This window comes from Sphingomonas sp. LR59, assembly GCF_036855945.1.
Classification (GTDB): Bacteria; Pseudomonadota; Alphaproteobacteria; order Sphingomonadales; family Sphingomonadaceae; genus Sphingomonas.
In genome coordinates this window covers 2,615,997-2,638,327 of record NZ_JASPFL010000001.1, presented here as the reverse complement: position 1 = coordinate 2,638,327, position 22,331 = coordinate 2,615,997, and the positions used below count along the sequence as shown (strand labels likewise).

The following is a 22,331-nucleotide window of genomic DNA, read 5'->3' as shown; positions in this document are numbered from 1 at the left end:
TGGCGGCAGTCGTCGGTATGCTTGCGGTGGACCTGTGATGACCCGCACGCCCAAACTCATCACCCTCGGCCTGCTGGTCATCCTCCTGTTTGGCCTGTCGCTCGGCTGCGGGAAAGTCTGGGTGCCGCTCGACGCGTGGTTCTCGAGCGACCCGCGCTGGTGGATCATCCTCGAACTCCGCCTGCCACGCGCGGTACTCGGCCTCGTGCTCGGCGCCACGCTCGGGCTGTCGGGCGCGGTGCTGCAAGGCTATCTCCGCAACCCGCTCGCCGACCCCGCCGTCGTCGGCATATCGTCGGTCGCAGCACTCGGCGCGGTCGCCGCGATCATCTTCGGCCTCGGGTCGGGCGCGGCCATCTTCGCCGCCGCGATGCTAGGCGCAGGCGGCGCGGTCGCGCTGCTCGCCGCGCTGACATGGCGGTCGCCGAGCGCGATCACCTTCATCCTCGCCGGCACCGTGCTCGCCAGCCTCGCCGGTGCGCTGACCGCGTTCCTGATCTCGATCGCGCCCAACCCCTATGCGGTCGCCGAGGTGATCGACTGGATCATGGGCGCGCTGACCGATCGCGGCTGGGACGATATAAAGCTCGCGCTGCCGCCGATGCTGCTCGGCGGCGTCCTGCTGATGCTCACGGGCCGCTCGCTCGATGCATTGTCGCTGGGTGAGGCGGCGGCGCGATCGCTCGGCATTAGGATGGGCCGCATCCGGTGGCTGGTAGTACTCGGCACCGGGCTCGTGGTCGGCGCGGGCGTCGCGGTGACCGGCGTGATCGGCTTCGTCGGCTTGGTCGTGCCACATCTGTTGCGCCCGATCTTCGGCCACCGCCCGAGCGCCCTATTGCTCCCCTCGGCGCTAGGTGGCGCGGCACTCGTACTCGCCGCCGACAGTCTCGTCCGCCTCGCCCCCGGCGCCGGCGAAGTCCGGCTCGGCGTCGCGATGGCCTTGATCGGCGCGCCGTTCTTCCTCGGGTTGCTGGTCAAGGAACGGGGCCGCGCATGGATCTGATCGTCGACGCACTGCGCGTAAAGCTCGGCAAGCGCACCGTCCTCCACGACGTCTCCGCGCACCTCCGCCCCGGCCGCGTCACCGCGATCCTCGGCCCCAACGGCGCCGGCAAGAGCACGCTGGTAAAGGCCGCCGCCGCACTCGTCGATCGTAGCGGGGGAAGCGTCCGACTCGACACGCAGGACGTCGCGACGATGGACCCGCGCGCCCGTGCCCGCGCGATCGGCTACCTCCCGCAGGACGCAACGGTCCATTGGAACATCGTCGCACTCGACGTCATCGCGCTCGGCCGCCTGCCGCACCTCGGCGCACACGCTGCCCCATCGCCCGAAGACGCCGCCGCCGTCGACCGCGCGATGTACGATACCGAGACCATGCACATCGCCGATCGCCCGGTCGGCGAACTCTCCGGCGGCGAGCGCGCCCGCGTCCTGCTCGCGCGCGTCCTGGCAGGCGAACCCCGCTGGCTGCTCGCCGACGAACCGCTCGCCAGCCTCGACCCCTCGCACCAGATCGACCTGCTCGCCCGCCTGCGCGCCTACGCGGCCGGCGGGGCAGGGGTGGCGATCGTGCTCCACGATCTCGTCCAGGCGCAGCGCGCGGCCGACGACGCGCTGCTGATCGCCGACGGTCGCATCGTCGCGTTCGGTCCGGTCGCCGAGGTGATGACCTCGGACACACTCGCCCACGTGTTCGGTGTCCGCGTCGCGCCGCTCGACGACGGTAGCCGCCGCCTGCTGGTCCCGGTCGGGCGTGTCGAGATCGGCTAGCCAAGCGACACGCCCGGTGGATCGGGGCCAAGTCGGGGCTGGCGGGGTGAAAGATCATCGACGCGCCGGGCCCGGTTCACTATCCCGCGCCGGGTGATCGACATTCCCGCCCCCTCCGCCTGCGCCTCGACGGCGACGCCCTCGTCCAGAACTGGCGCACGCTCGACCGCATGAGCGGCACCGCGGCATGCGGCGCGGCGGTCAAGGCAAACGGCTACGGCCTCGGCGCGATCGAGGTCGCCCGCCGCCTCGCCGACGCCGGCTGCCGCGACTTCTTCGTCTCCAACTGGCAGGAAGCCGCCGAACTCGCGCCCTTGGGCCTGACCGTGTCCGTCCTCCACGGCGTTCGCGAAGACGACATGCCCGCCGCCGCAGCCGGTTTCGCCCGCCCGGTCCTCAACACCCCCACCCAGGTCGCCCGTTGGAAAGCCGTGGGGGCAGGCCCGTGCGACGTCATGGTCGACACCGGCATGAACCGCCTCGGCATCTCGACAGACGACATCGCCGGCGGCTTGCTCGACGGTGTCGAAATCGAAACGCTGATGAGCCACCTCGCTTGCGCCGACGAAGACTCACCGATGAACGCGGTCCAGCGCGACCGCTTCGCCGCGCTGTCAGGCACGACGTCGGCGAAGCGCACGAGTCTCGCCAACTCCGCCGGCATCGCACTCGACGGCTACGCGTTCGATCTCACGCGACCGGGGCTAGCCCTTTACGGCGGGGTTCCCCGGCCCGAACTGAGCACGATCCGGCAGGTCGTCCGCCCCGAAGCGCAGATCCTGCAACGCCGCCGCGTGCGCGCTGGCGACAGCGTCGGCTACAACGCGCGCTGGACGGCCGAGGACGACACCGAGGTCGCGATCCTCAACCTCGGCTATGCGGACGGCTATCGACGGCATTTCACCAATGTCGGCGCGGCATTGGCGTCGGGCCGGGTGTTGCCCGTCCTTGGCAGGGTCTCGATGGACCTGGTCGCGATCGACGTCGATGCGGCCCGTGAGTTGGAGGAGGGCGACTGGGTCACGCTGGACTACGCCCTGCCGACGAGTGCCGCGGCCTCGGACCTCTCGCAATATGAGTTGCTGACCGGCCTCGGCCAGCGGTTCGACCGGGTGTGGTCGGTTAGCTGATCGTAAAAGGTTAGCCGACCATCGGGGCCAACGCGTCCCGATGTGCTTCGGAGTAGGCGAGCAGACGCCTTGTAGCTGCCAGCCCACCGCATCCATCGCCTCGACCTGAAACGAAAAAGGACCGGGAATGCCCCGGTCCTTTCTCGTTTTCATCGCTGGTCCGGAGGGATCAGAACTTGGCCTGGAACCCTGCGTAGAACTTGCGACCCAGCGGTTCGAAGATCGCGGTGCCGGCACCGATACCCGTCGAGCCGAGCGGCGGCAGGCGATCGGTCAAATTGTCGATACCGAAGTAGAAGTTGGTATCGCGCGTGACGTTCAGGCCCAGCTTGATGTCCATGTAGAAGACATCGGGATAGTAGGGGATGTCGAAATCATCGAGGTTCTGCGCCACGCGGCCCTGGAAGGACTCGCGGTTCTCAATCGCGCCAACCGACTGCTTGGTGATGTAGCGCATCTGCAGGTTGCCGAAGAGCGTCCCGAAGTCTGCCCCCAGGTTCCAGTTGACCTGATCCTTCGGCGAACCGATCTCACCAACCGTCGTGTCGGCAAAGCCGGGCTGCGTCGGATCGGTGAACGAGCTGTTCGTGAACACGTGCGTGTAGACGATGTGGCTGTTGAAGCGGACATCACCAAAGGTGTGCGAGTAGTTCAGATCGACGTCGATGCCGCGGACCTGCAGCTTGGCGTAGTTCAACAGCGTCTGCTGAAGGCTGCCCTCGACGATACGATACTGCTCCTCGCCAACCGCGCCGGTCTGGCCAGCGCCCACGCGGGTGAACAGCGAGCAGAACTGGTTTGCCGTCGTCGGCGAGTCATAGCAGCTGTTGATGATCCCCTGTGCCGATGGCGCGGTGATCACGTTGTTGACCTTGATGTTGTAGTAATCGACCGACAGCGTCAGCCCGGGGGTCACCTTCGGCTGGAACACCACGCCGTACGTGTAGGAGTCCGACTTTTCGACATTGAGGTCGGGATTGCCGCCGCTCAGGATCTCGAGTGTCTGCGCGTAGACGTAATCATAGGTGGTCGGGATGCCAGCCGCCGCGCAATTTGCCGCACGGAACTGCGTACCGCCGGCCAGGTTGCGGGCCGAGCAGGGATCGCTGACGCTGGCGAAGTTCTGCGACTGCGGCGAGTACAGCTCCGACAGGTTCGGCGCACGCACCGACCGCGAATAATTGGCCCGCAGACGGATCCCGTCGATCGGCGCGTAGGTGACGTTGCCGCTATAGGCGTACACCGTGCCGGCCGATCCCTTATAGTCGGAGACACGGCCCGATCCACTGAGCGTCAGCTCGCGGATCAGCGTAAGATCCTTCAGCAACGGAATTTGGATCTCGCCAAACGCTTCCTTCACCTCGAACGAGGTCGGATCGAGCTTACCGATCGCGTTGTAGAAGGTGTAGCCGGCCGAAACCAACGGATCCTGCTCGTAGAACACCGTCTCACGACGATACTCACCACCCAGTGAGAAGCCGATGTCGCCACCCGGCAGCGTGAACAGCTGGCTCAGGTCACCCGACACGAAGCCGTTGATGTCGAGCTGCGTGATCTTGCCGCTCGAAGTGGTATCTTGCAGCACGTAGTTCTTCGCGGCCTGCGAGATGTTGCCGGTACCGAACGGGTTCAACGGCTGGCATGCGGCAATATCCGCGGCCTGAACCGCGGCGTTACCCGCGAGATCGCCACCGAACGATGCATCGGCGCGAGCCTGTCCAACGCCCGCCAGTTGCGAACCGCAGACGATCTGGCCGGTGGCCGGATTGGTGACCGCATCCAGCGCCAGCACCATGCGCTGGACGTTCAGATTGCCGAGTACCTTGGTGCGCTCGCGGAACTCGCCGTAGTTCCCCGACAACTCGTAATGCCAATCGCTGTTGAAGTTGCCGCGGATGCCGCCGACCAGGCGGTAGGTTTCACGACGTGCCTGCTCGGTGCGGACGCCAAGATCGGTCAGGTTCTTGCGCAGGATGAAACGGTAGGAACCATTGTTGATCGCCGCGATGTTGGCTGCGGTCAGCGGTGCATTGGTCGTAGGATTGATGCCACTGGCCAGGATCTGTGCGGCGATCGTGTTGCGCGCGTCCGTCGACAGATAGGGGTTGTCCAGGCGCGGACGCTCATACAGCAGATCGAGCGTACCACCGGTAAAGAATGCGGGGCCGGAGCTTCCCTGACCAACCGAGTCGGTCCGCGAATACTTTGCTTCGATGAACGGAACGAAGGCGTCCGAAACCTCGAAATGACCGATCAGGTTTGCCGAATAGCGATCAAGCTGCGGCAGGATCTGAACCAGCTGACCTTCACGACGCGTGTCGCCGTTGCCGCCGAGATAGTTGCCGGCTGGAACCGCGCTGGCGCGGAACGGGTTGGTGGCCGACCCGGTACCTGCCGTGGCGGCGAGCCCGACGCGCGTACCCGTCTCCTGGGCCAATGCCCCAGACGACTGGAACAGATAGTTGCAGGAGAACGGCCGCCCGGCGTTGTTGAAGACCGCGCTTGGTGCGTTGTCACGTCCGCAGGCACCCGTTGGGCTCGCAAAAGCGACGAGGCCACCGGCCGATAGAGTGGCCGACCGGATATCGTTGAAAAATACCGAGTCGGGAATGCCGTCATAGTTCAGTTTCGTCTGACCGGCCGCAACGCCTGCGGTGTCCGAATCGGTCGCGATGAAACCGTTTACTTGGCGAAGATAGTCGCGCTGCGAGGCGTACAGCGAATTCTGACGCGAATATTCGAGATCGACGGCGAGGTTGCCGCGGCCGTCGGCGAAGTTCTTGCCGGCGAGGACGCTGCCGAAATACGAGCCGGCGTCGCCGCGCTCGCTGATCGCGCCCTGGCTGCGGATCTGCAGACCTTCGTAATTGTCCTTCAGGATGAAGTTGACGACGCCGGCCAGCGCGTCCGAACCATAAACGCCGGAGTTGCCGCCGGTCGTGATATCGACACGCTGGATCAGGTCGGTCGGAATGGTGTTGGTATCGACCGACACCGCGTTGTTCAGGACGTCCGAGCCGACATGGCGGCGGCCGTTGACCAGAACGAGCGTGCGCTGCGTGCCCAGCCCGCGCAGATCGAGCAGGTTAAGACCTGCGGTGCCGAGAAAGCGGGTCGAGTTCGCTTGGCTGAAGGTGCTCTGAAGCTGTGGCAGATCGTTCAACACGTCGCCGATCGACGTCTTGGCGGTCGAGGTGAGTTCGGCCACGCTGACGCTGGTCACGGGGACCGCGGACTGACCGTTGGGGCTTGCGATACGCGAGCCGGTGACCAGGATTTCCTCGCCGGCCTGCGGCGAAGCCTCCGTCGGGGCCTGCGCCGGGCTGGCCTGCTGCGTATCTGCAGGCAGGGTCTGATCGGTGGCGGACTGTGCGTGCGCTACGTTCGGCAGACCCGCAAAGGCACCGACAAGCGCCGTCGCGCTTAGAAAGCGTGAGAACTTCATAAAAACCCCCGTTTATCGGCGTTTACGCCTTATTTGATAACCAAGGGTGATCGCATCACTGGAGTGAATCAACCGGTTTGTTGCGCCAAGATGAACGAGACGTAATTTCAGGTCCAAATTGTATCTTATTTGCAACAAACCGACAGCATGGCTGGATTATCCTATCGTTCCAAACACATTGCGATCCCCATGCCGCCGCCGATGCACAGCGTGGCCAGGCCCTTCTTCGCGTCGCGCTTCTGCATCTCGTAGATCAGCGTCGTGAGGACGCGCGCGCCGCTCGCGCCGATCGGGTGGCCGATCGCGATCGCGCCGCCGTTGACGTTGACCTTGCTCGCGTCCCAGCCGAGTTCCTTGCCGACCGACAGCGCCTGCGCGGCAAACGCCTCATTGGCTTCGATCAGGTCGAGATCGCCCAGCGTCCAGCCTGCCTTTTCGAGCGCGCGCTTGGTGGCAGGCACGGGGCCGATGCCCATGATCGACGGGTCGACGCCGGCCGAGGCCCAGCTCCTGATCGTCGCGAGGATGGTCGAGCCGCGGCGTTCGGCTTCATCGCGGCGCATCATCACGAGCGCGGCGGCGCCATCGTTTAGGCCGCTCGCGTTCGCCGCCGTCACGGTGCCGTCCTTCTTGAACGCGGGTTTCACGCCCGAGACGCTCTCGATCGTCGCGCCGGCGCGGATGTATTCGTCGTCTGCAACGACCGTGTCGCCCTTGCGGCCCTTGATCGTGACGGGGGCAATCTCGTCCTTGAAGCGGCCCAAGCCGCGCGCCGCCTCGGCCTTGTTCTGCGAGGCGACCGAGAAGGCGTCCTGTTCGCCGCGCGTGACCTGGTATTGCTCGGCGAGGTTCTCGGCGGTGATGCCCATGTGATAGCCGTTGAAGACGTCGGTCAGGCCGTCGCTGACCATCGTGTCGACGAGGCTGAGATTGCCCATCTTCTGGCCGCCGCGGATCGACTGCGCGTGCGCGGAGAGCGACATCGATTCCTGGCCGCCCGCGACGACGATGGTCGCGTCGCCGGTCTGGATCGCCTGTGCCGCGAGCGCGACCGCGCGCAGGCCCGAGCCACAGACCTGGTTGACCCCCAGGCGGGGATTTCCTTCGGTACGCCCGCCGCCATCGACGCTTGGCGCGCGGGGTTCTGGCCTTGCGCCGCGGTGAGGACCTGGCCGAGGATCACTTCGGAAACGTCCTCGCCGGCAACGCCTGCCTGTTCGAGCGCGGCCTCGATCGCGATGCGGCCGAGTTCGTGCGCTGGCGTGGTGGCGAAGGCCCCCAGGAAGCTGCCGACGGGCGTGCGCTTGGCAGCGGTGATGACGACGTCGGTGGGGAGATCGGTCATGTCAGGATCCTCTATGGTTGGACCCCATGTAGGTCACCCGAGCGCGGCGATCCAGTTGGCGAGCGGCTCCCAGAGGCGCGCGCGGGCGCTGCGGCCGACGATCATGCCGACATGCCCTGCGCCAAGATCGCGGCGGTCGGCGAGGCCGATCGCGGTGGCGGCGGGGACGATACGATCGCTCAGCGAGACGAACTCGACGGTCGGGCAGGCGAGTGCGAGCGGATCGACCGAGGTGCCTGCGATGACCCAGCCGCCTTTGCCGGGAAGATCGTCGGCGATGCAGTCCTCGAACAGCGACGCGGCGGCAGCGTAGGGGAGGGGGCGCCCGCGTTCGCCCAATCCTCGAGTCGGACAAACGCGCGCGCCGCGTCGCTGTCGGGAGCGAGATCGGCGAACGCTTCGTATTTGGCGATCGTGCGCGTCGGGTCGAGTTGCCAGAAGCCGGCTTGCAGGACCTCCATCGGTAGCAGGCCGAGCATCGCGGCGGCGGGTTTGACCGCGCCCCAAGTTGCGGCGAGTGTGGGACGGCCTTCGTCATAGCCCGCGAAATGCCACGGCGCAGCGATCGTCGCGACTCCGGCTACTGGCGTGATCGCCGCGGCCCCCAGCGCCAGCGTGCCGCCGAGGCAATAGCCGACCAGTACCGGCGGTTCGGGCAATGCCTGGAGCAACGGGACCAGCAAGCGCTCGACATGCGCCGCCAGATCGAGGTCGCGGTCGTCGCTGCCGGGTGATCCCCAGTCGACCAGCCAGACACGAAATCCCTGCGCGGCAATCCATCGCACCAGCGAAGTCGCGGGCGAATGGTCAAGTATGTCGGGCGGATTTATCAGCGACGGGACGAACACGACGGGGCGCCCGCTGCCACCATAATCGCGCAGCGAAACCCGGCCTGCGCGGTGAATTGCGGGCATCGGATCGGGCCGCTGCTCTCGTAGTGCGGCCTGATAGGCGCGCAATCCGGCTAGCGCGCGCGCCATCCGTTCGGGCGATGCTGCGGTCTCGCTGCGCAGCACGTTGAGGAACAAGGGTAAGGGCCTCGGACCTTGTTGCGGTGCGTCATCAAAGACTGTAGCCTCCGTTTCAAACATAAGACGGGGGATCCATGAAGAAGCAACCGGCTGCCGACGGAATCGTCATCATCAAGAAATACGCCAACAGGCGGCTCTATAACACCGAGTCCTCATCCTACATCACGCTCGATCATCTCGCGACGATGACCCGCGAGGGCCGCGACTTCAAGGTGGTCGATGCCAAGACCGACGAGGACATCACGCACAACGTCCTCACCCAGATCATCATGGAGGAGGAAAGCCGCGGCGAGACGATGATGCCGGTGAACTTCCTGCGCCAGCTGATCTCGATGTACGGCGATTCGATGCAGACGATGGTGCCGGGCTATCTCGAAGCGTCGATGGACAGCTTCCGCCGCAACCACGATCAATTCAAGTCCGCGGTCGAGGGTGCGTTCGCCAACTCGCCGTTCGCCGATATCGCCAAGCGCAACCTCGCGATGTTCGACGTCGCCGCGCAGGCGATGACGCCGGCCGCGACGACGCCGGCCCCAGCTGCCAGCAAGGACGACGAGATTGCAGCATTGCGCAGCGAACTCGCTAAGTTGCAGGAAAAGGTCGAGAAGCTCGGCTGAACGATGAGCGCGGTGTTGTGGAGCGCGAGTGGCGGGCTCGCCGCATTAGCCATCGCCGCCGGGTTCGGCGAACGACGCCGGCGACGGCGGCACGATCCGGACTCGGTCGGCTGGGTCGACTGGCCGACCGTTCAGGTGCTCGCGCTGATCGCCCTCGCGGTCACGATCGGGCTCGCGTTCAAGTCCTGACGGCTTAGCGGTTCAGGCGATACACCGTGTGCGGCAGGGCGCCGACCTTCACGACGCCCACCAACCGATAGCGGTCTGCGATGGCCGCTGCCACGCGTGCCCGGGTTGCGGGGTTGGTATCGGCTTTGTCCGCACGGACGACGATCACGCCGGGATTGGCGGCGAGCAGGCGCGCGGTCTCGGTGGCCGGATCTATGCCAAGGCCATGCGCTTCGGTCATCCGGCTGAGATGGCTGCGGAAAATGTACGGCGTCGGCAAGCAAGACTGTGTCAGATAATACAGGATCGGTTCGCTGCCGAACGTGAACAGGCAGCCTGGGGGATGCTGCCCGACCATGTGGACGAGTGCGGCGACCTGTCGGGCCGTGCCGCGGCGGGCGACGCGTATCCCGCCGAGGACCGCCGCCGCGACCACGCCGAACATAAGCACCGCGATCAGCGATCTACGGCGTGCACGTGTCGAAACGCGAGCCAGACCGGTGCCCGCAGCGACGGCAAGCGGAAGCGCGACGGGTAGAAGGTACAGCAGCTCGAAATTGCGCATGATGACGACGGCGAGACCCGCCGCCACGAGCCAGCCCATCGCGAACGGTGCCGATCGCCGACCGTGCCACGCCAGGACGACCAGCGGACAGCTCAACGCAAGCGCGCCGGCCAGTTTCAGCAGGCTGGAGCCGAAACCGTCATCGTTCTGCTGGCCGAAGATCGACAGGAAGTTCGCGAAGACGAACGCGTCGTTTTGGCCAGCCAACGCATAGACCACCCAGGCGATCGCAGTCGGGAATAGCGCCGCGGCGACCCAGAACGCGGCGTCGCGGATCAGGCGTGCGATCGAGCGGTCGGCTTCATGGGACTGTTTGAGCAGGACCAGACCGAAGAATATCCCCTCGAACATCGCGGTATATTTGATCTGCATCGCCAGGCCGATCAGCAGCATGGCGCCTACCCCGCGCAGGCCAACATGGCGATCGTTGGAATCGCGGCCGAGCACCAGCAACGCGGCGCCGGCCATGAGCGCGTTGCCCCAGATCGCGGATTGCCCCCTGCGCCGTCGAAGATCATCACCCAAATGAGGTAGATCAGGCCGGCGCCGAGCTCTGCCGTGGATGCCGTCGCAGACGATCGCGCGGGCGATCCGGGGCGGTAAGTCGGTGCACGATGCGACCGACCAGGAACGCCGTCCCCGCCGCAACGAGCGTCGCGGCAAGCTGATACATCACGATGCCGTTACCGCCGACGCTGCGGATGCCGGCGAAGATCAGGAACAGGCCGACCGGCTTGCGATCGAAGATATCAACGAACGGCCACGCCCCGTGGAGCAGGCGATCGCCGACCAGCAGGTAGAATTGCTCGTCGCTATGGATCACCGGATTGCCGAATAACGGGCTGCGGAGGGCGAAGGCGATGAGGAGCAGGACAAAAGCCTGCCCCGATCGGTGACGCAGGCTAAACATGGGCAGTCCTAATAAAAATGCGTCAGTTCGAGCCGTCGCACAGTGCCGTCGCACAAGCCGAGCGTGACGATCCGACCCGGCGCGCCCGCCGACCATGCCGCGATCGGGCTGGTCGCATAGTCCGCGGCGATCGGCACGCCGTCGATGCTGCAGATCAGATCGCCGTCCTTCCAGCCCGCCGCGGCCGCGGGGCCGCCGCGCATGACATGGAGAACTTTCAGCCGGTCCTTCTCGATGCCGATGAGCAAGCCGCTGGTCGATCGCGGCGGTGGCAGGTCGGCTTTGGGACCGCGGCTGAGCACCATCCGCCGCGCGCCGGGGTCGAGCAGCACGCGGTAGTTCTGGAGAAATCCCGAGCCGATCCGGCCTGCGGTGCCGATCGCCTGCGAAAAGCCGTCCGCGGGCTCGATCCGGACTTCGGCCTCGCGCGCAACCATCTCGCCGACGCTAATCTCGGGGACGATCGCGAGGCCGCTGACCGCCGGGCCGGCAAGCCCGAACGAGATCGCGCTGGTGGTGCGCAACGCCTTCAGGTTCGCCGCCTGCCATCCCGCGGCCGTAACAGTGACCGACGAGCCGTCGCCGGTGTCGACCACGATCGGCGCGAGGCGTCTGCCCCCCAGCGTGATCGTGCTTTCGTAGACGCTGCGCTCGGTCGAAACGCGGAGCGGCGCGGTTTCGCCCTTGAACGGCAGGCGCCCTGAGCGGAGCAGGCGAAAGCGCTTGGCGGTATAATCGATGTCGAGCGCGTGGCCGGCGAGCATGTCTGCGCCGACCAGCAGGTCGACGGCTGACATGCTGCCGGTGGCGATCGCGGGCAGGTCGGCGACCGTCACGCCGCCGCCGATACGCGCAAGACCGCCGAGCGCGATCGTACGCGTCGGCATCCAGCCGAGCGCAACCGATCCGCCGATCGCGGTCGCGCTGCCGCCGGCCACCAGCTTGGCGGTGTCGAGCGCGGGGGAGGCCTTGGCGAGCAAACTGTAGCTGACGCCGGTGTCGAGGATCGCGGTGACGTCGCGTCCGTCAAGCTGCATCGTGAAGCGGATCTGGTTGCCCGGGGTAAGGTCGAACGGAATCCAGCGCGCCTCGGCATCGGTCGCGAGCCGATAGACGCCGCGATCTCGCGCGGCCGGGGAGATGGCAGGCGCGGGCGCCGATTTCGAGGGCTCGCGCGCCGAGACGAAGAGGACCGCGATCAGCGGGACGAGGGCTAGCAGGGCGCGACGCATGTAGGGGCGTCCCTAACGGGTCGGTCGCTGCGCACAAGCGTGGGCAGGGCGGGGCCCCAGAAGAAGATGCCTATCCCCTCGCTGCAAGGACGTGGCCGTGACGAGTGACGGTCCTCGCGTCCATGTTCTCCTGCGAAGGCGGAAGTCCAGTATGGGTCCCCGCCTCCGCGGGGAAACAATCTTCTCTCAGTTTGAGCGCAAAAGTCGATCGATGATCCTCCCCCGCCAGGGGGAGGATCGTTGGGGCGCACATTTATGTGAGGACGGCAGAAGGTAGGTCGAGGCTATTGAAACCAGCCGGCAAACTCAGACAACTATCCAGCCCGCGAAGATGCGCAGCGCATAGAAAACTCACCACCCCGGCGGAGGCCGGGGCCCAGTTGGGAGACGTTGCCAACTGCGGACTGCGCTTCGTTATTACCACCTTGCCGACTGGGCCCCGGCCTTCGCCGGGGTGGTATTGGGAGGCGAAGGGCGCCAAAAAACGCCTTACAGGCACGCCTCGAGATACGCCTGGTCGAACCCGAACTGCTTGGCCTTCTCCAGCGTATACGGCCGCAATCCCATCGAGCGGTATTCGCCCAGGATCTTCCCGTCGGCCGACTCGTCCATATACTCGAACTTGAACAGCTCCTGCGTGACGATCACCGGGCCCTCCATGCCGATCACCTCGGTGATGTTGGTCACCCGTCGCGAACCGTCGCGCAGGCGCTTCACCTGGATGATCAGCTCGACCGAGTCGGCGATCTGGCGCGAGATGGCTTCCTTCGGGACCTTGATGTCGGACATCATCACCATGTTCTCCATACGCGCGAGCGCCTCGCGCGGGGAGTTGGCGTGGAGCGTGCACATCGAACCATCGTGACCCGTGTTCATCGCCGCGAGCATGTCGAAACATTCGGAGCCACGAATTTCGCCCAGGATGATCCGGTCAGGTCGCATACGCAGCGCGTTCTTGACGAGATCGCGGATTGAGATCTCGCCCTGGCCCTCGAGATTGGCCGGCCGCGTTTCGAGCGGCAGCCAGTGCGGCTGTTGCAGGCGAAGCTCGGCGGCATCCTCGATCGTCAGCACGCGCTCGCCGGGGTCGATCATCTTCGACAACGCATTGAGCATCGTCGTCTTGCCCGAACCCGTGCCGCCCGAGATCACCACGTTGAAGCGCGACGCCCCTGCGATCTTCAGCGCGGTCGCCATCTTCGGCGACATCGATCCGAACCCCGCCATCATGTCGAGCGTGATCGGTTTCGCGGAGAATTTACGAATCGAGATCGCGGTACCGCGAAGCGACAGCGGCGGCACGATCACGTTGACGCGACTGCCGTCCTTCAAGCGCGCATCGGCGAGCGGCGAAGTCTGGTCGACGCGACGGCCGACCGAGTTCACGATCCGCTGCGCGATCTGGAACAGATGCTCCTCGTCGCGGAACTGGATCGGCGCGAGCTCGAGCTTGCCCTTGCGCTCGACGTAAGTCTGCTCCGGCCCGTTCACCATGATGTCGGTGATGTTCGGATCCGCCAGCAGCTCTTCCAACGGCCCGAGCCCGAGCAGCTCGTCGACCAGCACCTTTTCCAGCGCGAACTGTTCGCGGCGGTTGAGCGTCAGCTTTAGTTCGGCGAGCACTTCGCCGATGATCGGGCGGAATTCCTCGGCGAGTTCGTCCTTGCCGAGCGTCGCTGCCGCCTCAGGATCGACGCGTTCGAGCAGGCGCGGGAGCACCTGTTCCTTGATCTTGTGGATCGACTGTTCGAAGCCCTCGACGCGGCTGTTGCCCGCCTCGCCGCTCGCGTTCTGGCGGTCGGACAGGCGCTGCATCGCGTCCATCTGCGTGCCGGGCATCGTGCCGGGGCCGAAGCCGTCGGATTCGCCGGGCATCGGCAGCGATTCGATTGGCGGGAATTGCGACCCGCCCTCGGGCTCGGATCGCGGCGCGGGGCCGCCGCCTTGCATAGACCCGCCCTGCATGGGACGGGCGACGCCGAATGCGGGCCGGGCCGCTTGCCCCCGCTCATGCCATTACGACGCCCGAATGCACTCATGCCCAAATCCCCGGATAAGTGCAGACAGGGTTAAGCGCGAAGGCTTGATAATTCGCTAACCAAACCGGAATGGTGCCGGAGTGGTGGGTGTCGTCGGATCGGCTGCAGGGTTGATCGCGGTCGAGAACTCCCCGAAGGCTGGGGAATGATCCGCCTGCTGCTCCTTCTCGCGCTGACTTTCGGGTTGGCGAGTTCCGCGTCTGCCGACGACATCGCCGCCACCGGGCGCGGCGTGGTGCGCGTCGTGACGATCGCGGTGGTCGACGATCAGGTGGTCGGCTTCGGTCACGGCAGCGGCTTCGCGATCGCGCCCAACCGCATCGTCACCAACGCGCACGTCGTCGATCTCGCCGAGCGCTATCCGGACAATGTCGTCGTCGGGATCGTCCCCACGGAGGGCACCAAGTCGTACCAGGGCAAGGTGATCGCGTATGATTCGCAGCGCGACCTGGCGCTGATCGAGTTCACCGGCGCGCGCCTGCCGCCGAGTGCGCTCTATACCGGGCCGATGAGCGAGGGCGACGCGGTGGTGTCGCTCGGCTTCCCGGGGAACGTGGATCTGGCAACCGCGCGGTCGGCGGCGGATTACATCCGGCCGATGACGCCGGTGCGGTCGGAGGGTGTGCTCTCCGGGCGGCGCGTGCTGAGCAGCGTCGAGGTCTTGCTCCACACGGCCAGCATCGCACGGGGCAACTCGGGCGGGCCTTTGCTTGATCGCTGCGGGCGAATAATCGGCGTGAACTCGGCGATCACGCGCGGCGAAGAGGGCGATCTCGACGTTCGGCTTCGCGATTGCGGATACCGAGCTCGCCGGCTTCCTGCACGACGCGAAACAGCCCTACGCGTCGATCGGGACAGGCTGTACGTCGATCGAGGACCGGTTGCGGCAGGATAGCGACGCAGACGCGCGCGCCACCGCCGATGCGGCGTCGGCAAAGCGCGATGCGGCGACGCAGGACGCGATGGCACGCGAGGTTGCGCTGGAGAAGGCGCGGACCGAGGCGTCGCGCAGCCGCGAGAACGTGATGGCGATCGCCGGGCTGTTGCTGGTGGCGGGGGCGCTGGTGATCGGGAGCGCGGGTCTGCTCGAATCGCGGGGGCAGCGGCGGCAGGCGGTGTGGGCGCTCGGCGTCGGCGGGCTGAGCGTGCTGGTCGCGATCGTCGTGTTCGTGCTCCGGCCCTCCGGGGAGGTCGACGTGCCGTTATCGGCGTTGCCGAAGACGCGGATCTCGACGCCCGACGCGGCGCTCGGCAAGCTGATGTGCACGCTCATCCCCGAGCGCAGCCGGATCACGATATCGTCCAGCGACGACGTGCCGATCGACTGGGGCGCGAAGGGCTGCGTCAACGGCAAGACGCAATATGTCGAGGCGAACGGTCGATGGGACCGCGTGCTGGTGCCCGACGCCGAGCAGACCGTGTCCGTCCTGTCGTTCGATCCGGCGACGCGGGTGTATTCCAACACGCGCTATCTGCTGTCGGCGGCGGGGATGACCGCGGCGCGGACCGCGCGCGGTGTCGTGCCCAACGTGTGCAACATGGACGACGCGGCGCTGGCGCGGCTTGCCGGGCAGCAGGCGGCGGTGCGCGCGGTATTGCCGCCGCTGCCGAACGAGAAGCTCGTCTATTCCTGCAAATCGGCGCGCTGAGCCTCGGAAGCTAGGAGAGCGCGCTTGCGGTCGAGCCCGTAGGCATAGCCGCCAAGCGCGCCGCCGATCCGCTGCGCACGGTGGCAGGGGATGACGATCGACACCGGGTTCTGCCCGCAGGCGGTGCCGGCGGCGCGGACTGCGGCGGGGCGACAGGCGAGCGCTGCGAGTTCGCTGTAGGTGCGGGTTTCGCCGATCGGGATGGTCCGCAAGGCTTGCCAGATCGCCTCCTGGAAGGCCGTGCCGCGGACGTCCAGCGGGAGGTCCTGGTCGCGCTCGGGGGATTCGACGGCGGCTACGACCTGTGCGGCTAGGTCGGCGAGCGCGGCATCGCCGGGTTCGATCGTGGCGTTGGGGAAGCGGCGGTGGAGTTCGTCTGCGTCTTCGTCGAACGAGACGCGGCAGAGGCCTTTGTCAGTCGCGGCGACGAACAGTGCGCCAAGGCTCGTGTCGGCGGTGGTCCAGCGGATCGTGACGCCTTCACCACCGCGGGCCCAGGCGCTGGGGGCCATGCCTAGCCTTTTTGCGTCTGCCTCGTAGAAGCGGCTGGGGGCGGAATAGCCGGCGTCGTAGATCGCTTCGGTCACGGTCGAGTCCTCCGATAAAGCATTAGCCGCCCGCCCGGTGCGCAAGGCGCGCGCGTAGGCGGCCGGGGTGACGCCGGTGGCGCGCTTGAACAGGCGGTGGAAATGATGCGGCGCGTAACCGACCTCAGCCGCGACTTGGTCCAGCGAGAGGCGGTCTTCGGCGGCTTCGAGCAGCGCGATGGCCGCGGCGACAGCGATACGGTCGCGGCCGACCTCGTCCGGGGTGCAGCGCAGGCAGGCTCGGAAGCCGGCGGCACGTGCGCTCGCCGGGTCGGGGTGGAAGGTGACGTTCTCGCGCTTGGGGTGGCGCGCGGGGCAGCTCGGCTTGCAGTAGATGCCGGTGGTCTTCACGCCGACGACGAACCGGCCGTCCCACGCGCGGTCGCGGCGCTCGAACGCGATCCAGGCGGTGTCGTCGTCGAGGCGGGGGGCGGTGCTCATCGCGTCGTTATAGGCGCTCGGGACGCGCGTGCATCCCGTGGCTTGCGCTCAAAGCGGAGCCATTCGGCGGCCCGGCCGTTTCTCCACGCATACCCCATAACGAAAGATGTCTCATGGCCTCCGACACGCCCGTCTGGTTCATTTCCGGCTGCTCGACCGGGTTCGGTCGTGAACTCGCCAAGCTCGTGCTCGCGCGCGGTTGGCGGGCGGTGGTTACCGCGCGGGATGCGGGGCGGGTGGCCGACCTTGCGGAGGGTGCCGAGGATCGTGCACTCGCGCTGTCGCTCGACGTGACGGAGCAGGCGCAGATCGATGATGCGGTCGCGCAGGCCAAGGCCAAGTTCGGGCGGATCGACGTGCTCGTGAACAATGCGGGATACGGCTATCAGGCGTCGATCGAGGAGGGCGAGGATACAGAGATTCGCGCGCAGTTCGATGCGAACGTGTTCGGGCTGTTCGCGCTGACCCGCGCCGTGCTGCCGGTGATGCGGGCGCAGAAGAGCGGGCATGTGATCAACATCACCTCGGTCGCGGGTCAGGTCGGGTTCCCGGGGTCGGGTTATTATGCTGCGTCGAAGCATGCGGTCGAGGGCTGGTCCGATGCGTTGCTCGCCGAGGTGAAGCCGCTCGGGATCGCCGTGACGTGCGTCGAGCCGGGGCCGTTCCGGACGGATTGGGCTGGGCGTTCGCTGAAGCAGACGCCTGTGAAGATCGCCGACTATGCGGACACGGCGGGTAAGCGGCTCGATGGTACGCGCGAGGTGAGCGGGACTCAGGCTGGCGATCCGGTGCGCGCAGGCGAGGCGATGATCGCGCTGACCGAGAACGCGAACCCACCGCGGCATCTGGTGCTGGGCGCCTGGGGGTATGACGCGGTGACGAAGAAGCTGGCGGAGCGGTTGAAGGAGATCGAGGCGCACAAGGCGGACAGCCTTGGTGCCGATTTCCCGGAGGAGTGATTTGAGGGGCTAGCTCTAGTTGTTTCCCCGCGAAGGCGGGGATCCAGACTGGGCTCCCGCCTTCGCGGGAGAACAAGGAAGCAGGGGATGTCGTTACGTCTGTAGCGCCAGCCTGTTGTCCCACGGACCTTCTGCCAGAGCCTCCACCACGCTAGGACCACCCCGGCGAAGGCCGGGGCCCAGTTGGAAAGGTGGCAATAACGAAGAGGTGTCCTCCGTTAGCTATGTCCCCCAACTGGGCCCCGGCCTTCGCCGGGGTGGCGTTAGTGTTGGGGAAGGGGCGGTGATCAGCCCCCATTCGCGCGGAACAGCTCCAGCGTCCGCGCCTTCGCCAGATCCGCACTAGGCTCGTGATAATCCTTCCGCCGGTCCGAATTGAATCCGTGGCCCGCCTCGTAGACATACACCGTCGCATTCGGCCAATCCTTGGCGATGACCTGCTCGACGCCCTCCATCGGAATCCCGTGGTCGTGGCGACCGAAGTGCAAGATCACCGGCACCTTCGGTTCCTCGTCTGCCGCGGCCGGGATCATGCTGCCGTAATAGCCGCTGGCCGCCGCGACGCCGGTGAGCTTGGTCGCGGCGAACCACGCGACCGAGCCGCCATAGCAATAGCCGACCACGAACACCGGCCCGGCGGGGGCGAGCGTGTCGATGCAGGTCTGGACGTCCTTCAGCGACAGCTCGAACGGGTGGAGTTGCCGCGCCAGTTCGACGCCGCGGGCGAGGCCTTCGCCCGAATAGTCCGCTTCGAAGCCCGGATGCTCGCGATCGAACAGGGCCGGGGCCAGCACTTCATAGCCGTCGGCTGCGTACTCGTCGCAGAGGTCGCGGATGTGGTCGGTCACGCCGAAGATCTCCTGCACCAGCACGAGGCCACCGCGGCGCTCGCTGGTCGGCTGCGCGTGATAGGCCGCGACGCTCGCGCCGTCGGACATCGTCATCGTTTCCATCGTGCCGGTCATTCTCTCGTCCTCGTCGATTGGTCGTAACGCCCGCCCAATACCGTCATTCCCGTAGAGGCGGGAACCCATAGTGGCAGGCCGTGCGGCGAAAGCGCTGGGTCCGTAGGATATCGATCCCCGCCTTCGCGAGGATGACATAGGAAGGGTGGCCGCCTCGACACGAATGACAAAACAGTCACAAACCCATCGCCCCGACCCTCCCGCTGGGTTGCCAATCCGACAACCCGATGCTAACCGCGCCGCGTCCCAGGAGAGGTGCTTTCGCGCCCTCTCTTCCTTTGGGTCGGTTATTCGTTGCAGGCGAGGATAGAGGTTCCGTGGAGACATCCGGCGGTATTCAGGCGAGCTTAGGCGGGCGTTATGCGCTGGCCCTGTTCGAACTCGCGCGTGACGCGAAAACGATCGATGCGGTCGAGTCGAGCCTGGCGAACGTGCGCGACGCGCTCGCGCAGTCGGAGGACTTCCGCAATCTGACGGTGAGCCCGATGGTCTCGCGTGGCGCGGCGGTGAAGGCGGTCTCCGCGGTCGCCGACGAGCTCGGTGTCGACGCGACCACCAAGAGCTTCCTCGGCGTGCTCGCCGAGAACCACCGGCTTGGCGCGCTGCCGAAGATCATCAAGGCATTCCGCGCACTTGCCGCGCAGCATCGCGGCGAGATCGCCGCCGAGGTGACGTCCGCGCATCCGCTGACCGACGAGCAGGTGATCGAGCTGAAGCATCAGCTCCGCCAGCGGGTCGGCCGTGAAGTTTCCGTCGACCTCAGCGTCGACCCATCGTTGCTGGGTGGACTCGTCGTCCGCGTCGGCAGCCAGATGATCGATTCGTCGATCAAGACGCGTCTCAACACTCTCGCGCACGCGATGAAGGGCTAAGCTAATGGATATCCGCGCCGCAGAAATCTCGAAGATCATCAAGGATCAGATCGCCAATTTCGGCACCGAGGCTCAGGTCAGCGAGACCGGCCAGGTGCTGAGCGTCGGCGACGGCATCGCGCGCATCTTCGGCCTCGACAACGTCCAGGCCGGCGAGATGGTCGAATTCTCGAACGGCGTGCAGGGCATGGCGCTCAACCTCGAGGCCGATAACGTCGGCGTCGTGATCTTCGGGAGCGATTCCGAGATCAAGGAAGGCGACATCGTCAAGCGCACCGGCACGATCGTCGACGTGCCGATCGGCAAGGAGCTGCTCGGCCGCGTGGTCGATGGCCTCGGCAACCCGATCGACGGCAAGGGCCCGATCCATACGACCGAGCGTAGCCGCGTCGAAGTGAAGGCACCGGGCATCATCCCGCGCCAGTCGGTCAGCGAGCCGGTCCAGACGGGCCTGAAGGCGATCGACGCGCTCGTCCCCGTCGGCCGCGGCCAGCGCGAGCTGATCATCGGCGATCGCCAGACCGGCAAGTCCGCCGTCGCGATCGACGCGTTCATCAACCAGAAGATCGCCAACGCCGGCGACGACGAGTCGAAGAAGCTGTATTGCGTCTATGTCGCGATCGGCCAGAAGCGCTCGACCGTCGCGCAGCTGGTCAAGACGCTCGAAGAGAATGGCGCGATGGAATACACCATCGTTATCGCCGCGACCGCGTCGGACCCGGCACCGCTCCAGTATCTCGCACCCTATACCGGCGTCGCGATGGGCGAGTATTTCCGCGATCGCGGCATGCACGCACTGATCTGCTACGACGATCTGTCGAAGCAGGCGGTCGCGTACCGCCAGATGTCGCTGCTGCTGCGTCGTCCTCCGGGCCGTGAGGCGTATCCGGGCGACGTGTTCTATCTGCACAGCCGCCTGCTCGAGCGTGCGGCGAAGATGTCGGACGCGAACGGCGGTGGCTCGCTGACCGCGCTGCCGATCATCGAGACGCAGGCGGGCGACGTTTCGGCGTACATCCCGACCAACGTGATCTCGATCACCGACGGCCAGATCTTCCTCGAGACCGACCTGTTCTTCTCGGGCGTCCGCCCGGCGATCAACGTCGGCCTGTCGGTGTCGCGCGTCGGATCGGCCGCACAGACCAAGGCGATGAAGAAGGTGTCGGGCTCGATCAAGCTCGAGCTGGCGCAGTACCGCGAGATGGCGGCGTTCGCGCAGTTCGGGTCGGATCTCGATGCGTCGACGCAGAAGCTGCTGAATCGTGGTGCTCGTTTGACCGAGCTGCTGAAGCAGGCGCAGTTCTCGCCGCTGCCGTTCGAGGAGCAGACCGTGTCGATCTTCGCCGGCACCAGCGGCTATCTCGACAAGGTGCCGGTCGCCGACGTGACCCGCTACGAGCAGGCACTGCTGGCCGACATGCGCGCGAACCATGCCGACGTGCTGACGCTGATCCGCGATACCCGCGACCTGGGTAACGAGGCGAAGGACAAGCTGAAGGCAGCGCTCGAAGCGTTCGCGAAGACGTTTGCCTGATTAACTCCCTCTCCCCTGCGGGGAGAGGGTTGGGGTGAGGGGCCGTACCGGGCGTTGCGCTTTGCAACTGCCCCTCACCCCGACCCTCTCCCCGACGGGGAGAGGGAGCAGAGCGTGTAATCCGACCCTCCTCTGTGAGGAGCGAGGGAGCAGGAAGAGAAGATGGCATCACTTAAGGCCCTCAAGATCCGCATCGGCTCGGTGAAGTCGACGCAGAAGATCACCAAGGCGATGAAGATGGTCGCCGCCGCGAAGCTGCGCCGTGCGCAGGATGCGGCTGTCGCCGGGCGTCCGTATGCCGAGCGTCTCGAAGCGGTAATGGCGAGCCTCGCGGGGCGCGTCGGCATCGCGCCGGGCGCATCGCCGCTGCTCGCGGGCACCGGCAAGGACCAGGTCCACCTGATCGTCATCGCGACGTCGGAGCGTGGTCTGGCGGGTGCGTTCAACACCAACATCGTCCGCGCGGCGCGCCGCAAGGCCGAGGAACTGATCGCAGCCGGCAAGACCGTGAAGTTCTACGTCGCCGGCAAGAAGGGGCGCGTGATCAAGCGCTTCTTCCCGAACGACATCCTCGCCGATCACGAGATGGGACAGATCAAGCGGCTCGCGTTCAGCGATGCGCAGGAAATTTCCGAAGACCTGATCAAGCGCTTCGGCGAGGGCCAGTTCGACGTCGCGCATTTGTTCTACGCGAAGTTCGTGTCGGCGCTGGTGCAGGTTCCGACCGGCATCCAGATCATCCCGATTCCGCTGTCGGCGATCCCCGGTGCGGAAGCCAAGCCGGGTGCGCCCGCCGAAGCCGTGGTCGAGTACGAGCCCGACGAGGAAGCGATCCTTGCCGATCTGCTGCCACGCAACGTCGCGATCCAGATTTTCCGTGCGCTGCTCGAAAACGCGGCGTCGGAGCAGGGCTCGCGGATGAACGCGATGGACAACGCCACGCGCAATGCCGGCGACATGATCACGCGCCTCTCGATCCAGTATAACCGTACCCGCCAAGCCGCGATCACGACCGAGCTGGTCGAAATCATCTCGGGCGCCGAAGCGCTCAAGTAAGTCCAAGGAA

At 66.2% G+C, this 22,331-nt stretch carries 19 protein-coding genes and 1 pseudogene; 11 read left to right on the top strand and 9 right to left on the bottom strand.

The features are described from left to right. Nucleotides 1-37: 37 nt before the first annotated feature. From QP164_RS12260 to alr, 3 genes are all read left to right on the top strand, one after another. Nucleotides 38-1,006: a FecCD family ABC transporter permease gene (locus QP164_RS12260; RefSeq protein WP_333923312.1), complete on the top strand. Its 969-nt coding sequence runs from the start codon at nt 38-40 to the stop codon at nt 1,004-1,006. Beyond that, a complete protein-coding gene (locus tag QP164_RS12255) occupies nt 997-1,776 on the top strand; it encodes an ABC transporter ATP-binding protein (RefSeq protein ID WP_333923311.1) in 780 nt (259 codons plus the stop codon). Before QP164_RS12260 ends, QP164_RS12255 begins: the two co-directional genes overlap by 10 nt. Nucleotides 1,777-1,895: 119 nt before the next feature. Beyond that, on the top strand, nt 1,896-2,906 hold the full coding sequence (gene alr / locus QP164_RS12250) for an alanine racemase (RefSeq protein ID WP_333924248.1): 1,011 nt from the start codon (nt 1,896-1,898) through the stop codon (nt 2,904-2,906). A gap of 169 nt (nt 2,907-3,075) precedes the next feature. Here alr and QP164_RS12245 read toward each other — a convergent pair whose 3' ends face one another. From QP164_RS12245 to QP164_RS12235, 3 genes and pseudogenes are all read right to left on the bottom strand, one after another. Beyond that, the gene (locus QP164_RS12245; RefSeq protein ID WP_333923310.1) at nt 3,076-6,351 is read right to left on the bottom strand and encodes a TonB-dependent receptor domain-containing protein; all 3,276 of its coding nucleotides are present in this window, start codon (nt 6,349-6,351) and stop codon (nt 3,076-3,078) included. A gap of 161 nt (nt 6,352-6,512) precedes the next feature. Next, nucleotides 6,513-7,696 (bottom strand): annotated as a pseudogene (locus QP164_RS12240) (acetyl-CoA C-acetyltransferase). A gap of 179 nt (nt 7,697-7,875) precedes the next feature. Then, nucleotides 7,876-8,724, bottom strand: coding sequence for an alpha/beta fold hydrolase (locus QP164_RS12235; protein WP_333923309.1), 849 nt, complete (start codon nt 8,722-8,724; stop codon nt 7,876-7,878). Between the two features lie 77 nt (nt 8,725-8,801). Here QP164_RS12235 and phaR point away from each other — a divergent pair, with 77 nt between their 5' ends. Both phaR and QP164_RS12225 read left to right on the top strand, forming a co-directional pair. After that, entirely contained in the window at nt 8,802-9,344 is a 543-nt protein-coding gene (phaR, locus tag QP164_RS12230; protein WP_107961437.1) for a polyhydroxyalkanoate synthesis repressor PhaR, read from the top strand. A 3-nt stretch (nt 9,345-9,347) separates the two neighbouring features. Further along, nucleotides 9,348-9,533: a hypothetical protein gene (locus QP164_RS12225; RefSeq protein WP_333923308.1), complete on the top strand. Its 186-nt coding sequence runs from the start codon at nt 9,348-9,350 to the stop codon at nt 9,531-9,533. A 4-nt stretch (nt 9,534-9,537) separates the two neighbouring features. Here the strand turns inward: QP164_RS12225 and QP164_RS12220 are convergent, their stop codons facing one another. The 4 genes from QP164_RS12220 to QP164_RS12205 form a co-directional block, all read right to left on the bottom strand. Continuing rightward, a complete protein-coding gene (locus tag QP164_RS12220) occupies nt 9,538-10,545 on the bottom strand; it encodes a hypothetical protein (RefSeq protein WP_333923307.1) in 1,008 nt (335 codons plus the stop codon). A 67-nt stretch (nt 10,546-10,612) separates the two neighbouring features. Then, a complete protein-coding gene (locus QP164_RS12215) occupies nt 10,613-10,987 on the bottom strand; it encodes a hypothetical protein (RefSeq protein WP_333923306.1) in 375 nt (124 codons plus the stop codon). 8 nt (nt 10,988-10,995) lie between these two features. Then, on the bottom strand, nt 10,996-12,219 hold the full coding sequence (locus tag QP164_RS12210; protein ID WP_333923305.1) for a PDZ domain-containing protein: 1,224 nt from the start codon (nt 12,217-12,219) through the stop codon (nt 10,996-10,998). Nucleotides 12,220-12,708: 489 nt separating this feature from the next. Then, a complete protein-coding gene (locus QP164_RS12205; protein ID WP_333923304.1) occupies nt 12,709-14,184 on the bottom strand; it encodes a CpaF family protein in 1,476 nt (491 codons plus the stop codon). A gap of 219 nt (nt 14,185-14,403) precedes the next feature. Between QP164_RS12205 and QP164_RS12200 the strand changes: the two genes are divergently transcribed. Beyond that, nucleotides 14,404-15,153, top strand: a complete 750-nt coding sequence (locus QP164_RS12200; protein ID WP_333923303.1) for a S1C family serine protease — start codon at nt 14,404-14,406, stop codon at nt 15,151-15,153. Continuing rightward, entirely contained in the window at nt 15,140-15,907 is a 768-nt protein-coding gene (locus tag QP164_RS12195; protein ID WP_333923302.1) for a hypothetical protein, read from the top strand. The genes QP164_RS12200 and QP164_RS12195 overlap by 14 nt, the downstream gene beginning before the upstream one ends. Here the strand turns inward: QP164_RS12195 and ada are convergent. Next, nucleotides 15,883-16,935: a bifunctional DNA-binding transcriptional regulator/O6-methylguanine-DNA methyltransferase Ada gene (gene ada / locus QP164_RS12190; RefSeq protein ID WP_333923301.1), complete on the bottom strand. Its 1,053-nt coding sequence runs from the start codon at nt 16,933-16,935 to the stop codon at nt 15,883-15,885. The genes QP164_RS12195 and ada overlap by 25 nt on opposite strands. 113 nt (nt 16,936-17,048) lie before the next feature. Here ada and QP164_RS12185 point away from each other — a divergent pair, with 113 nt between their 5' ends. Beyond that, nucleotides 17,049-17,894 carry an oxidoreductase gene (locus QP164_RS12185; protein WP_333923300.1) on the top strand — a complete coding sequence of 282 codons (846 nt, stop codon included), beginning with the start codon at nt 17,049-17,051 and terminating at the stop codon, nt 17,892-17,894. Between the two features lie 287 nt (nt 17,895-18,181). Here QP164_RS12185 and QP164_RS12180 read toward each other — a convergent pair whose 3' ends face one another. Beyond that, nucleotides 18,182-18,859, bottom strand: a complete 678-nt coding sequence (locus QP164_RS12180) for a dienelactone hydrolase family protein (protein WP_333923299.1) — start codon at nt 18,857-18,859, stop codon at nt 18,182-18,184. A gap of 317 nt (nt 18,860-19,176) precedes the next feature. Here QP164_RS12180 and QP164_RS12175 point away from each other — a divergent pair, with 317 nt between their 5' ends. The 3 genes from QP164_RS12175 (at nt 19,177) to QP164_RS12165 (ending at nt 22,321) form a co-directional block, all read left to right on the top strand. Then, nucleotides 19,177-19,731 (top strand): F0F1 ATP synthase subunit delta, encoded by a 555-nt coding sequence (locus QP164_RS12175; RefSeq protein ID WP_187505215.1) that lies wholly within the window; start codon nt 19,177-19,179, stop codon nt 19,729-19,731. A 4-nt stretch (nt 19,732-19,735) separates the two neighbouring features. After that, a complete protein-coding gene (gene atpA, locus QP164_RS12170; protein WP_056488470.1) occupies nt 19,736-21,265 on the top strand; it encodes a F0F1 ATP synthase subunit alpha in 1,530 nt (509 codons plus the stop codon). A 162-nt stretch (nt 21,266-21,427) separates the two neighbouring features. Then, on the top strand, nt 21,428-22,321 hold the full coding sequence (locus QP164_RS12165; protein WP_056065178.1) for a F0F1 ATP synthase subunit gamma: 894 nt from the start codon (nt 21,428-21,430) through the stop codon (nt 22,319-22,321). Nucleotides 22,322-22,331 lie beyond the last annotated feature (10 nt).

Bases quoted from the DNA above. Each gene is read 5' to 3' on its own strand.
- QP164_RS12165 (WP_056065178.1), top strand. From the start codon at position 21,428: ATGGCATCACTTAAGGCCCTCAAGATCCGCATCGGCTCGGTGAAGTCG.
- QP164_RS12210 (WP_333923305.1), bottom strand. From the start codon at position 12,219: ATGCGTCGCGCCCTGCTAGCCCTCGTCCCGCTGATCGCGGTCCTCTTC.
- atpA (WP_056488470.1), top strand. From the start codon at position 19,736: ATGGATATCCGCGCCGCAGAAATCTCGAAGATCATCAAGGATCAGATC.
- QP164_RS12255 (WP_333923311.1), top strand. From the start codon at position 997: ATGGATCTGATCGTCGACGCACTGCGCGTAAAGCTCGGCAAGCGCACC.
- QP164_RS12185 (WP_333923300.1), top strand. From the start codon at position 17,049: ATGGCCTCCGACACGCCCGTCTGGTTCATTTCCGGCTGCTCGACCGGG.
- QP164_RS12245 (WP_333923310.1), bottom strand. From the start codon at position 6,351: ATGAAGTTCTCACGCTTTCTAAGCGCGACGGCGCTTGTCGGTGCCTTT.
- QP164_RS12215 (WP_333923306.1), bottom strand. From the start codon at position 10,987: ATGTTTAGCCTGCGTCACCGATCGGGGCAGGCTTTTGTCCTGCTCCTC.
- ada (WP_333923301.1), bottom strand. From the start codon at position 16,935: ATGAGCACCGCCCCCCGCCTCGACGACGACACCGCCTGGATCGCGTTC.
- QP164_RS12260 (WP_333923312.1), top strand. From the start codon at position 38: ATGACCCGCACGCCCAAACTCATCACCCTCGGCCTGCTGGTCATCCTC.
- phaR (WP_107961437.1), top strand. From the start codon at position 8,802: ATGAAGAAGCAACCGGCTGCCGACGGAATCGTCATCATCAAGAAATAC.
- QP164_RS12200 (WP_333923303.1), top strand. From the start codon at position 14,404: ATGATCCGCCTGCTGCTCCTTCTCGCGCTGACTTTCGGGTTGGCGAGT.
- QP164_RS12180 (WP_333923299.1), bottom strand. From the start codon at position 18,859: ATGACCGGCACGATGGAAACGATGACGATGTCCGACGGCGCGAGCGTC.
- QP164_RS12225 (WP_333923308.1), top strand. From the start codon at position 9,348: ATGAGCGCGGTGTTGTGGAGCGCGAGTGGCGGGCTCGCCGCATTAGCC.
- QP164_RS12220 (WP_333923307.1), bottom strand. From the start codon at position 10,545: ATGGCCGGCGCCGCGTTGCTGGTGCTCGGCCGCGATTCCAACGATCGC.
- QP164_RS12205 (WP_333923304.1), bottom strand. From the start codon at position 14,184: ATGCAGGGCGGGTCTATGCAAGGCGGCGGCCCCGCGCCGCGATCCGAG.